A 13210-nucleotide genomic window follows, 5' to 3' on the forward strand; every position below is an offset into this window, starting at 1 on the left:
CTCCTGATCTAAAATTGATGTAGGGTAAATAATTTATTAGTTATTAGATAATAATCGCCAGTTTACACTTGACCCTAGTGGAACAATACCAAAAATTAAGCATTTGTTATTTATTCATTACTATTATTTGTTATTAGTACTAGTCATCGTACTAATAACATAGGTGTCAAATAATATTTGACGAGCATTAAATAAAACCGTCATTCAAGAATAATATTAAAACTAGTATAGTAGTTACAGCAACTTCATCGTGCCATCAGTGAGTAGAAAAAAACTTCAAACGTTAAACATGAAATTCATTACGTCGCCATCATTAACCACATAATGTTTACCTTCAGAGCGAATTTTACCGGCTTCTTTGGCGCCAAGCTCTCCTTTATAGAAAAGAAAATCTTCAAAAGAAATAGTCTGCGCTCGAATAAAGCCTTTTCTAAAATCATTATGAATTTTACCGGATGCCTGTAGTGCGGTAGTGCCTACCGAGATGGTCCAGGCGCGCAATTCTTTTACTCCTACGGTGAAATATGTTTGCAGATTCAACAGTTTATAGCCGGCGCGAATAACGCTAGTTAAACTTGGTTCTACAAAATCAATTCCCGCCATGAATGTGTTGCGTGCTTCTGTTTTAAGCTTAGCTATATCGGATTCTACCGCGGCACAGATAGTTACCACAATTGACTCCTCAGCCGCGGCGATAGCACGCACTTGCTCAACATAAGGGTTATTGTCAAAACTATTTTCATTGACATTAGTGATGTACATCATTGGTTTGATCGTCAAAAAACTAAGATAGTCGATTGCCTGTTTCTCATCATTGGATAAATTCAATGTTCGTAGCATACCTGCATTGCTCAGTTGTAACAGGCATTTTTTCAGTGCCGATAGCTCCAACTTAGCATGATTATCACCACTTTTTGTAAGTTTTTGCACTCTATTAATGGCACGTTCGCATACTTCTAAATCGGATAAAGCAAGCTCGGTGTTAATGACAGCAATATCTTCTGCCGGATCGATTTTACCAGCCACATGAATTATATTGTCGTTTGTAAAGCAACGCACGACATGTCCAATCGCTTCAGTTGTACGGATATGATTGAGGAACTGGTTGCCTAGACCTTCCCCTTGTGATGCGCCTTTTACCAGACCAGCGATATCGACAAACTCCATGGTTGTTGGTACGATACGCTGCGGTTTGACAATTTCCGCCAGCTTATCAAGACGGGGATCGGGCATTGGCACCACTCCAGTATTGGGTTGGATAGTACAAAAAGGGAAATTGGCTGCTTTGATTCCTGCTTTAGTTAATGCATTAAACAAGGTTGATTTACCAACGTTGGGTAACCCAACAATACCGCATTTGAAACCCATAGTTATTTACCTTACATGACCGAATCATAAGTTAATAAATTACGGATAGACATAATTTATCTATTATTTCACACAAAAATCAAGCTGGTAGGCATGTAAGCGATTAATAGCCTTCTCGGCATTATTATTAATCATAATCAGTGTGCAATGTATGGCCTCATCGATAGCACCAGCAATCAACTGTAATTCTGTTTTTGGCGGTTGGCTTAGCACAAAGCTAACAACTTTATTTTTGGTACCCGGGTGTCCGATACCAATGCGTAGACGGTAGAATTGTGAATTATTACCAAAACTGCTGATAAGATTTTTCAGACCATTATGGCCGCCATGACCACCGTCAAGTTTCAACCTCGCACTACCTGGCAATAGATTAAGTTCGTCGTGAGCAACAAGGACTTCCTCAGGTGCAATGTGGTAGAATTTGGCCATCGCCATTACCGCTTTACCACTGAGATTCATAAATGTCGTAGGTACTAACAGTAAGACATTTTTATCACGGATGGTCAACTTACCGGTGTATCCGTAGAATTTGCTTTCCTTGTTTAACTTTTGATGGTAGTGCTCTGCCAGTAATTCTACATACCAGGCGCCGGCATTGTGGCGGGTAGTAGCGTATTCTTTTCCTGGATTGGAAAGGCCAACAATTAATTTGATTGACACTTGTTGATCTCATGAGAAATTAATCAAAAAGCTCTCAAAACTCTCAGCAATTATCGTCACCACAGATCTTATAAACTGTTATAAATAAAATACATGAATTTTTTACTACTTTAGGTTCAGTACTTACTTATACAGTTCATTTGGTATGGCAGATAGTATGTTTTGCCTTCAACTTTATTATTCTTAAACCTTATGCTTACCCATACCTCATGCCTGGGTAAGCATAAGGTTTGGTTATTAATACTCGAACATAGCTGATATTGATTCTTCGTTGTTTATTCGGCGGATTGCCTCTGCCAGCATTCCGGATAACGTCAAGGTACGCACATTGGTCAATGCTTGGATGGAAGTATCTAGCGGAATCGTGTCGCAGACAATTACTTCATCGATCAAAGAATTTTTGATATTTTCATATGCCTGGCCTGAAAAAATTGGATGTGTAGCATAGGCAAATACCCTTTTAGCACCGCGCTCTTTCAATGCTTCGGTTGCTTTACACAGGGTACCTCCGGTATCAATTATATCGTCAACTAGCACGCAGTCGCGATTTTCTACATCGCCAATGATATGCATCACCTGCGACAGGTTGGCTCTAGGGCGGCGCTTATCAATAATCGCCATATCGGTATCATGGAGCATCTTAGCTATCGCTCGTGCTCGTACTACACCACCAATATCTGGAGAAACAATAATAGGATTTTCCAACTCCTTCTGTAGCAGATCTTCGAATATTATCTTGCTACCGAAAACGTTATCAACAGGTACATCAAAGAAGCCCTGAATCTGTTCAGCGTGTAGATCGACAGTTAAAACACGGTCAATACCTACTCGTGACAGAAAATCAGCTATTACTTTGGCGGTAATTGGGACGCGATTGGAACGGACACGTCGATCTTGACGTGCATATCCAAAGTAAGGTATGATAGCGGTGATCCGGCCAGCAGAAGCACGGCGCAACGCATCTACCATAATTACTAATTCCATCAGGTTTTCATTGGTAGGTACGCAAGTGGATTGGATAATAAAAATATCACCACCACGGACGTTTTCATTTATTTGAACATTTATTTCGCCATCACTAAACCGGCTAACTGTAGCCTTGCCAAGACTAGTATATAAGCATTTAGTAATACGTTGTGCTAGTTTCGGGGTAGCGTTTCCAGCAAAAATTTTAATACCTTGCACGAGAACAACCTCATTGTATCCAGAGAGAATATTGCGCCAGTTTGACACCATCTTCCCTGTGCCGCTTGCATCAGGTATAATACTATCATATCATTTTGCTTAGTAAAGCTAAACAATTGCTGCCGGTAGCCAAATACAATCGATTATATGTGTTATAATCAATTCTTATATTGTATGCACAACGCACAACAATAAATATATCAATCATGAAGTTATCGATAGTTGCAAAATTAGAGTCATTGCGAGAGCGCCTTGAAGAAGTGAAAGTGCTATTAGGCGATTCCAGCATAATTTTTGATCAAAAGCGTTTTCGTGTCTTATCGAAGGAATACGCGCAGCTATCAGAGGTTTCAAGTTATTTTCAACGATGGCGTCAGGTACAAAAAGATATTAACATGGCAGAATATCTGTTACAAGAGCCTGACATGCGCGAGATGGCTAAAGATGAACTGCAGTCCTATCGTACTCAACAAGAAATACTGGAACAGCAGTTACAGTTGTTACTGCTACCAAAAGATATCAACGATGAAAGAGGCTGCTTCCTTGAGGTGCGTGCTGGCACCGGGGGTAATGAAGCAGCGTTGTTCGCTGGCGTTTTATTTCGCATGTACAGCCGTTTTGCTGAAACAAACCACTGGAAATTGGAGATAGTCAGCACAAGCGAAGGCGAGCACGGTGGCTTCAAAGAGGTTATAGCCAAGGTAGCTCATGAAGGAGCATACGGTGTACTAAAATTTGAATCCGGTGGACATCGCGTTCAGCGAGTACCAGAAACAGAATCCCAGGGACGCATTCATACTTCAGCTTGCACAGTAGCGGTAATTCCGGAGATACCATATGCTGAAATGCCAGAAATAAACAATGGAGATCTGCGTATTGATACCTTTCGCTCCTCCGGAGCAGGAGGTCAACATGTTAACACCACCGACTCAGCTATCCGCATTACTCATTTACCAACCGGGTTGGTAGTAGAATGCCAGGACGAACGCTCTCAACATAAAAATAAAGCCAAGGCTATAGCAGTGCTAGGAGCACGTTTACGCGCCGCCGAAATTCAGCGCCGTCAGCAAAAAGAAACATCAACACGCCGGAATCTGCTGGGCAGTGGTGATCGCTCCGATCGTATTCGCACGTATAATTTTCCACAGGGGCGGGTGACTGATCACCGCATAGGTTTGACCATATACCGGTTGGAGGAAGTTATTGAAGGTAAGCTAGATATGTTAATTCAACCAATAATGCAAGAGCACCAGGCAGATCAGCTAGCAGCTTTGTCTGAGATGCTCTAATCTAGAATAATGACTTGGCAACAATGGATGAAACAGGCTATCAGCCGCCTAAGCATTTCGTTAACCTTTAGTGCTAAGCAAGATGCAGAAATACTATTGGCGCATGTTACTAGTGCTACACGCTCTCGGCTACTAGCTTTTGGTGAAACTATATTAACAGAAGCACAATACTCTATGCTGGAAGCATTGTTAACACGTCGTGAACAGGGCGAACCGGTGGCTTATCTAACTGGTACACGCGAATTTTGGTCTTTGCCATTGCGTGTATCAACCGATACTTTGATTCCACGACCTGATACTGAATGTTTAGTACAGAGCGCGCTAGATCTATTGTCGAACGCCCCAGCCAAGGTACTAGATTTAGGCACCGGCAACGGTGCGATAGCACTAGCGTTGGCATCGGAACGTCCGGCATGGCAAATAACCGGCGTAGATCGATTACATGCCGCAGTTGCACTCGCTCGTGATAACGCCAATCGCTTAGAATTAAGTAATGTGCATTTTTGCGTCAGTGACTGGTATAAAAAATTAAATATGCAATGCTATAGTCTTATTGTTAGTAATCCACCTTATATTGAAGCGGATGATCCGCATCTGATGGGAGACATACGTTTCGAACCGCGCAGTGCTTTAGTAGGTGGAGAGAGCGGCCTTGAGAATTTAGCAGCTATTTGTCGTGGGGTTGGTTCGCATTTGCTACCTGGCGGCTGGCTTGTTCTAGAGCATGGCTGGCGTCAGGGTTCCGCCGTGCGCAACTTGCTTGCTGCTGCAGGTTTAGGTAAGATCTATACCATAAGAGATTATGGAAATAATGAACGAGTTAGTCAGGGACAGCAGTTGCCAATAATGTAACTACAAGGTAACAATTCAAAGTTTATCAAATTTTATTACTGTGGTCAATAGTGTCTATAAGCTAAAAAAACAACTTTCTGATTGAGGATAGTAATGTTCAATTTGCGCTCTTTGAAAGGAATTTATTATTTTAGTGGTTATTATCTATCAACCATAATCAGATCGATTAAATAATCTTTGAAGAGGATTTATTCCCATTTCGTTAGTCAAGTATAGTGGAAAGTATAGTTTTTACTATGCGAGGATTACCGGCGACAATATCACCAGAACGTAAATGATAATTTCTGCCCGCAAAATCGGTAACCAAACCACCAGCCTCACGCACTAGCCGTTCACCACTAGCAAAATCACATGGATTAAGGCTGATTTCAAACAAACCATCTACACGACCGGCAGCAACATATGCCAAATCCAGTACAGCCGATCCAGTGCTACGAAAATCTGCACACTTAACTAATAGTTTTCTTACTAGGGTCATATAGCCAATATTGTTGGCATGCTGTTTTTGCTTATAGTGAAAAGCGATTGCCAAAATGGTATCATCTAGATGGTGTGCGGTACCTACGCGCAGACGATAGCCGTTCAACTGGGCTCCCTGGCCTCTAGAAGCAGTGAACAGCTCATTTCGCATAGGATCATAAACTACAGCCACTTCCGTATAGCCTTTTATCCGTACAGCAATAGAAACAGCAAAGTGAGGAAAACGCTTAATAAAATTTGTTGTCCCATCTAATGGGTCGATAATCCATTGTATATTAGTATTTTCAACTTCAAGCTCACCACTATTGTTGATAACAATTGAGTGTTGCGAGTAGAATTTACGAATCAGGTCAACAATAACATGTTCCAATTTAGTGTTGATGTTAGTGACAAAATTATTGTTGTATTTTTTACTGGCTTCGATGGTATCAAAGTTTTCATAACTTTTAGCAATTAAATTACCCGCCATTCGCGCAGCGCGAATGGCGATATTAAGCATCGGCTGCATGTATATCTTCCATAAGCTAATAAAATTACTAATTATAACAAAAAGTTAGCAAAAGAATTAAACTTCTGTCCTATTGCCTATCTTGGATCTAACTTATAACATTACCAATACTTATTGATAAACTATCGCTCTATCTAATTATTCAACTATTAGGTTGATTTATAACCGCAATCATTAAAAGGACAAAACAGTGTCGAATGTATTTGAAACGAGTTGATAGCTTTAGCTAAAAAAAATAACAGATACGAAAGTTGTTAAATAGTATATTATATATCATCTATCACTGCTTAAAAGCAGTGATAGATTATTAAGTGGTTACTTAACTGAAGAGATTAGTCTGTGCTACTCGCATAAAAAAAGGTAATATTTATTATATTTGGTATGTTAACCATTCATTGTTATCTCATTGGCTTAAATATAAATTGGTAGTCACCAACTAATATAATAGCGATAGTTATTTACTGTATCAGTACTTTCATCATAGTTTTAACTAAATTAATAGATGTAACCAGTTATCAGGTAGTACTATCAAGCATGAAAACAATAAGATGAACAATTAACGTAGTTGAACTAGTGATAAATATTACAGCAAATAGTTAACCATAATAAACGATTCATGACTAAATCTTAAACCTACTTGATTTAGTGCAAGGCGTCTTTTGTTATTTTTGATGCCTGGAGATAACGAATCATGAAATTACCGATTTATCTTGATTACTCAGCTACTACTCCGGTTGACCCAAGAGTAGCAGAAAAGATGATGCAGTATCTTACACTTGATGGAATCTTTGGTAATCCTGCTTCCCGTTCCCACCGTTATGGCTGGCAAGCGGAAGAAGCAGTCGATATTGCGCGTAATTATATCGCCGCACTTGTTGGTACTGATTCTCGAGAAATTATATTTACTTCCGGTGCTACTGAGTCTGATAATCTCGCCCTGAAAGGGGCTGCTTACGCTAATCGCGCTCAAGGTAACCATATTATTACTGCATTAACTGAGCATAAATCGGTTATAGATACTTGTCAGTATTTGGAAAAAGAAGGCTTCATGGTCACTTGGTTAGTTCCGCTAGCTAACGGTATCGTTACCCCACAGCAATTGAGTAATGCTATCCGTGATGACACAATTCTGGTGTCATTAATGCACGTTAACAACGAAACTGGCGTAATTCAGGATATCGCAGCCTTTGGTAAACTTTGCCGCGCCAGCGGGGCATTATTCCATGTAGATGCTAGTCAAAGCGTGGGCAAATTGCCCATTAATCTAGCCACATTGCCAGTCGACTTTATGTCGTTTAGCAGCCATAAAGTTTATGGACCGAAAGGTATCGGCGCTTTATTCGTTCGTCGTAAACCATGGGTTCGAATCAATGCACAAATTCATGGTGGTGGTCAAGAACTAGGTCTGCGCTCCGGAACACTACCTGTGCATCAAATTGTCGGTATGGGAGAAGCTTATAATATCGCAGCGCAAGTTATAGCGAATGAAATGCCGTTTCTACGGGCACTACGCGACCAACTGTATCATGGATTACAGCATAATATCGATGGTGTTAATGTTAATGGCGACTTACAACAGGGTGTAGCAACTATTCTGAATATTAGCTTACGTGATATGGAAAGTGATTCCCTTATGATAGCATTGAAGGATCTAGCAGTATCTACAGGCTCTGCCTGTACTTCCGCCCACCTGGAGCCGTCTCATGTCTTACGCGCCATGAAGTTGTATAATGTTGATAATGTACTTACCAACAACTCCATTCGTTTCTCTTTGGGACGTTTTACCACACAGGAAGAAATAGACTACACTATTAAACACACCAGAACAGTTATTACGCAACTACGCAAACAAAAAAATTTAGTTGACGCAGTATTTAGCCGAACAATCTAAATTCCATTCTAGCTAACTTATATGCCAGCCACTACATGCTAACCTATTCAAACTTGGCCTGGTTGATTTACTAATTTGTGTTAAATTGCACCACTTAACACTAATTTAAGTATTTATTTCTTGTCAACGACAAGTAAGTATCTATAATATGTTATCAATAAACGTAGTAATTGCTCTTCTAAAATAGTTCCACTAGTTAGTGGAGTCATGCGAAGATACAAATGATAATGGTGTTAATCTAAATATTAGCGTATATAATATGTCCCCTTCGTCTAGGGGTCTAGGACACCGCCCTTTCACGGCGGTAACAGGGGTTCGAACCCCCTAGGGGACGCTACTTAAGGCACTAATAAATGGGCTGTTATCAACAGCTACTAGTTTAGCTTAGCATTAGCATAAAAATGTAATATTTTGTAAGTATTTTGTTCTTTAACAATCTGGAATAAACTAGACATGAGGTAAAAACTTAGTATGCGTATGCTATGCGCATATTTATTTATCAATGTCGATCCAAGTCGATCCAATAACCAAGAACCAAGTTCTCAAACCTGAAAAAAAGACAAACAGCTCAGGGTTGTGAGGTTAAGTAATTAAGCGTACACGGTGGATGCCTAGGCAGTCAGAGGCGATGAAGGACGTGCTAATCTGCGAAAAGTGCCGGTGAGCTGATATGAAGCTTTTAAAGCCGGCAATGTCCGAATGGGGAAACCCGATGCAATGAGTTGCATCATCGTTAGGTGAATCCATAGCTTAACGAAGCGAACCAGGGGAAGTGAAACATCTCAGTATCCTGAGGAAAAGAAATCAACCGAGATTCTCCTAGTAGTGGCGAGCGAAAGGGGAATAGCCCAGAGCCATCATCAGCTGGTGCATCAGGAGAACGGTCTGGAAAGTCCGGTAACATAGGGTGATAGCCCCGTATCCGAAGATGCATTGGTTGTGAGCTCGATGAGTAGGGCGGGACACGTGATATCCTGTCTGAAGATGGGGGGACCATCCTCCAAGGCTAAATACTACTGACTGACCGATAGTGAACCAGTACCGTAAGGGAAAGATGAAAAGAACCCCGGCAAGGGGAGTGAAATAGAACCTGAATCCGTGTACGTACAAGCAGTGGAAGCATCTTTTATTATGGTGTGACTGCGTACCTTTTGTATAATGGGTCAGCGACTTATATTCTGTAGCAAGGTTAACTGTATAGGGGAGCCGTAGGGAAACCGAGTCTTAACTGGGCGTTTAGTTGCAGGATATAGACCCGAAACCCGGTGATCTAGCCATGGGCAGGTTGAAGGTTAGGTAACACTAACTGGAGGACCGAACCGACTAATGTTGAAAAATTAGCGGATGACTTGTGGCTAGGGGTGAAAGGCCAATCAAACCGGGAGATAGCTGGTTCTCCCCGAAAGCTATTTAGGTAGCGCCTCATGAAGTCATCTACGGGGGTAGAGCACTGTTTCGGCTAGGGATCCATCCTGGATTACCAACCCGATGCAAACTGCGAATACCGTAGAATGTTATCATGGGAGACACACGGCGGGTGCTAACGTCCGTCGTGAAGAGGGAAACAACCCAGACCGCCAGCTAAGGTCCCAAAGTCATGGTTAAGTGGGAAACGATGTGGGAAGGCTCAGACAGCCAGGATGTTGGCTTAGAAGCAGCCATCATTTAAAGAAAGCGTAATAGCTCACTGGTCGAGTTAGCCTGCGCGGAAGATGTAACGGGGCTAAACCATGCACCGAAGCTGCGGCAGCGAACGAAGGATAGTTCGTTGGGTAGGGGAGCGTTCTGTAAGCCTGCGAAGGTAACCTGTGATGGTTGCTGGAGGTATCAGAAGTGCGAATGCTGACATAAGTAACGATAAAGCGGGTGAAAAGCCCGCTCGCCGGAAGACCAAGGGTTCCTGTTCAACGTTAATCGGAGCAGGGTTAGTCGACCCCTAAGGCAAGGCCGAAAAGCGTAGCCGATGGGAAACAGGTTAATATTCCTGTACTTGGCGTGATTGCGAAGGGGAGACGAAGAAAGCTAGGTTCGCCAGGTGACGGTTGTCCTGGTTTAAGCGTGCAGGTGGAAGGAGCAGGAAAATCCACTCTTTCGTAACACTGAGGCGTTATGACGAACCACTGCGGTGGTGAAGGAATTAATGCTACGCTTCCGGGAAAATCCTCTAAGCTATCGGTCCCGTTAAATCGTACCCAAAACCGACACAGGTGGTTAGGTAGAGAATACCCAGGCGCTTGAGAGAACTCGGGTGAAGGAACTAGGCAAAATGGTGCCGTAACTTCGGAAGAAGGCACGCTGGCATGTAGGTGGCGAGCCTTGCGCTCTGAGCTGAAGCCAGTCGCAGATACCAGCTGGCTGCAACTGTTTATTAAAAACACAGCACTGTGCAAACACGCAAGTGGACGTATACGGTGTGACGCCTGCCCGGTGCCGGAAGGTTAATTGATAGGGTTATCCGTAGTCAGGAAAAGCTCTTGATTGAAGCCCCGGTAAACGGCGGCCGTAACTATAACGGTCCTAAGGTAGCGAAATTCCTTGTCGGGTAAGTTCCGACCTGCACGAATGGCGTAATGATGGCCAGACTGTCTCCACCCGAGACTCAGTGAAATTGAAATCGCCGTGAAGATGCGGTGTACCCGCGGCAAGACGGAAAGACCCCGTGAACCTTTACTATAGCTTGACACTGAACATTGATCCTTAATGTATAGGATAGGTGGGAGGCTGTGAAATGTGGGCGCCAGTTCACATGAAGCCAACCTTGAAATACCACCCTTTAATGTTTAATGTTCTAACTCAGACCCGTGATCCGGGTTAAGGACAGTGTCTGGTGGGTAGTTTGACTGGGGCGGTCTCCTCCCAAAATGTAACGGAGGAGCACAAAGGTTAGCTAATCACGGTCGGAAATCGTGAGGTTAGTGCAAAGACATAAGCTAGCTTGACTGCGAGAGTGACGGCTCGAGCAGGTGCGAAAGCAGGTCTTAGTGATCCGGTGGTTCCGCATGGAAGGGCCATCGCTCAACGGATAAAAGGTACTCCGGGGATAACAGGCTAATACCGCCCAAGAGTTCATATCGACGGCGGTGTTTGGCACCTCGATGTCGGCTCATCACATCCTGGGGCTGCAGTAGGTCCCAAGGGTATGGCTGTTCGCCATTTAAAGTGGTACGTGAGCTGGGTTTAGAACGTCGTGAGACAGTTCGGTCCCTATCTGCCGTGGGCGCTGGAAGATTGAGAGGGGCTGCTCCTAGTACGAGAGGACCGGAGTAGACGTACCACTGGTATTCGGGTTGTCATGCCAATGGCACTGCCCGGTAGCTATGTACGGAAGAGATAACCGCTGAAAGCATCTAAGCGGGAAACTTGCCTCGAGATGAGTCTTCCCTGAGGCTTTTAGCCTCCTAAAGGGACGTTAAAGACGATGACGTTAATAGGTTGGGTGTGTAAGCGCTGTGAAGCGTTGAGCTAACCAATACTAATGACCCGTGAGACTTAACCTTACAACACCTAAGCTGTTTGAGAGCGCAATTGACAACTTGGAGAAGTATGTTCTGGATTATTCATGATGCTGATTGTAGCAAAAGCAAAAGAATTTGCCTGGCGGCATTAGCGCGGTGGTACCACCTGACCCCATGCCGAACTCAGAAGTGAAACGCCGTAGTGCCGATGGTAGTGTGGGGTTTCCCCATGCGAGAGTAGGGAACTGCCAGGCAACTAAGATAGATAATTTAGTTTAGTGGTGCGGTAGTTCAGTTGGTTAGAATACCGGCCTGTCACGTCGGGGGTCGCGGGTTCAAATCCCGTCCGCACCGCCATGCTTTGAATCTAAATTATAGATCTATAGTTATTATAGTTCTCTATTGTTCAAAAATTACCATGGCGTAGACGTAATACCGCTCATCAGCTAATGTTACATGCATTCTGGTAATTTTTAACCTGCTAGCTAATTCAGCAGCTTGAGCAATCAATTGCAATGAAGGTTTTCCCATGGCATCGTTGCAGACCTCAACCTGTGAAAAAGTAAGCCCGTTACGAATACCGGTGCCAAAGGCCTTCGACACTGCTTCTTTTACAGCAAAACGTTTAGCAAGAAATCGTACCGGCTTATTATGCTGTTGATATTGCAGTAATTCATTTTGACTGAGTATCCGACGTGCTATTTTAGCACCTGTGCGGGAAACTACCGCCTCCATTCGCTCCAGCTCGACGATATCGGTACCAATACCAACAATCGCCATCAGCAGCATGCTTCATGTATAAGGCGTTTCATATCTTTTACTGCTTCTTCTAAGCCGCTAAGCACAGCACGACTAATAATGGCATGACCAATATTTAACTCATGCATAAAGGTTATTGCTGCCACTGGTTTAACATTGTGATAATTAAGACCATGTCCAGCATTAACCTTTAGTCCTAGAGTGGCGGCGTATTGTGCTCCTTGACGGATGCGGGCATACTCTGCCTCACGCGAGACCTCGTCCACTGCGTTGGCATAGGCGCCGGTATGAAGTTCAATGTAGGGCGCACCTATATCCGCCGCCGCCTTGATCTGCTGCTCATCGGCCTCGATAAACAACGAACTCTTAATTCCAGCATCACTCAGTCGAACCACAGCTTGACGTAGTTTATTACGCTGAGCAGCAATATCAAGTCCGCCTTCGGTAGTTACTTCATGGCGTTTTTCTGGAACTAGGCAGCAAAAGTTCGGCAATAAGGTACAGGCAATGGCCATCATCTCTTCTGTTACTGCCATTTCTAGATTCATATTAGTCTGAATAGTTTGGCGCAATAGCTTAACATCACGATCGTTTATATGACGGCGGTCTTCACGCAAATGTACCGTAATGCTATTTGCTCCAGCTTGTTCTGCAATAAACGCGGCATGAACTGGATCTGGCCAAGCAGTACCACGCGCATTTCTTAATGTCGCAATGTGATCAATATTTACACCTAGTCGTAATTCAACCATATTTATACCTA

At 43.1% G+C, this 13210-nt stretch carries 9 protein-coding genes, 2 tRNA genes and 2 rRNA genes; 7 read left to right on the forward strand and 6 right to left on the reverse strand.

Features of this window, described 5'->3' with window-relative positions; translation table 11 throughout:
* Positions 1-276: 276 nt before the first annotated feature.
* From ychF to MEPCIT_RS01280, 3 genes are all read right to left on the reverse strand, one after another.
* On the reverse strand, positions 277-1368 hold the full coding sequence (ychF, locus tag MEPCIT_RS01270) for a redox-regulated ATPase YchF (protein ID WP_013975646.1): 1092 nt from the start codon (positions 1366-1368) through the stop codon (positions 277-279).
* A 63-nt stretch (positions 1369-1431) separates the two neighbouring features.
* Positions 1432-2028 (reverse strand): aminoacyl-tRNA hydrolase, encoded by a 597-nt coding sequence (gene pth, locus MEPCIT_RS01275; protein WP_013975647.1) that lies wholly within the window; start codon positions 2026-2028, stop codon positions 1432-1434.
* A gap of 237 nt (positions 2029-2265) precedes the next feature.
* Positions 2266-3264 carry a ribose-phosphate pyrophosphokinase gene (locus MEPCIT_RS01280; RefSeq protein WP_420887213.1) on the reverse strand — a complete coding sequence of 333 codons (999 nt, stop codon included), beginning with the start codon at positions 3262-3264 and terminating at the stop codon, positions 2266-2268.
* Positions 3265-3419: 155 nt separating this feature from the next.
* Between MEPCIT_RS01280 and prfA the strand changes: the two genes are divergently transcribed.
* Both prfA and prmC read left to right on the forward strand, forming a co-directional pair.
* Complete coding sequence (prfA, locus tag MEPCIT_RS01285; protein ID WP_013975649.1) at positions 3420-4502, forward strand: peptide chain release factor 1; 1083 nt, start codon at positions 3420-3422, stop codon at positions 4500-4502.
* A 9-nt stretch (positions 4503-4511) separates the two neighbouring features.
* Positions 4512-5354: a peptide chain release factor N(5)-glutamine methyltransferase gene (prmC, locus tag MEPCIT_RS01290; RefSeq protein WP_015580469.1), complete on the forward strand. Its 843-nt coding sequence runs from the start codon at positions 4512-4514 to the stop codon at positions 5352-5354.
* 202 nt (positions 5355-5556) lie between these two features.
* On the opposite strand, the gene suhB is transcribed toward prmC, so the two are convergent.
* On the reverse strand, positions 5557-6342 hold the full coding sequence (gene suhB, locus MEPCIT_RS01295; RefSeq protein ID WP_013975651.1) for an inositol-1-monophosphatase: 786 nt from the start codon (positions 6340-6342) through the stop codon (positions 5557-5559).
* A gap of 691 nt (positions 6343-7033) precedes the next feature.
* On the opposite strand from suhB, the gene MEPCIT_RS01300 reads away from it, so the two are divergent.
* From MEPCIT_RS01300 to MEPCIT_RS01320, 5 genes are all read left to right on the forward strand, one after another.
* Positions 7034-8233, forward strand: coding sequence for an IscS subfamily cysteine desulfurase (locus tag MEPCIT_RS01300; protein WP_013975652.1), 1200 nt, complete (start codon positions 7034-7036; stop codon positions 8231-8233).
* A 261-nt stretch (positions 8234-8494) separates the two neighbouring features.
* Positions 8495-8567: transfer RNA gene (locus tag MEPCIT_RS01305), tRNA-Glu, on the forward strand.
* A gap of 246 nt (positions 8568-8813) precedes the next feature.
* Positions 8814-11730, forward strand: a 23S ribosomal RNA gene (locus tag MEPCIT_RS01310).
* A 96-nt stretch (positions 11731-11826) separates the two neighbouring features.
* Positions 11827-11942: ribosomal RNA gene (gene rrf, locus MEPCIT_RS01315) — 5S ribosomal RNA — on the forward strand.
* A gap of 26 nt (positions 11943-11968) precedes the next feature.
* Positions 11969-12045, forward strand: a tRNA-Asp gene (locus MEPCIT_RS01320).
* Between the two features lie 42 nt (positions 12046-12087).
* On the opposite strand, the gene acpS is transcribed toward MEPCIT_RS01320, so the two are convergent.
* The gene (gene acpS / locus MEPCIT_RS01325) at positions 12088-12468 is read right to left on the reverse strand and encodes a holo-ACP synthase (protein ID WP_013975430.1); all 381 of its coding nucleotides are present in this window, start codon (positions 12466-12468) and stop codon (positions 12088-12090) included.
* Positions 12468-13199 (reverse strand): pyridoxine 5'-phosphate synthase, encoded by a 732-nt coding sequence (pdxJ, locus tag MEPCIT_RS01330; RefSeq protein ID WP_013975653.1) that lies wholly within the window; start codon positions 13197-13199, stop codon positions 12468-12470. Before pdxJ ends, acpS begins: the two co-directional genes overlap by 1 nt.
* Positions 13200-13210: the final 11 nt, after the last annotated feature.

Source organism: Candidatus Moranella endobia PCIT (assembly GCF_000219175.1).
In the GTDB taxonomy this organism is placed as follows: Bacteria; Pseudomonadota; Gammaproteobacteria; order Enterobacterales; family Enterobacteriaceae; genus Moranella; species Moranella endobia.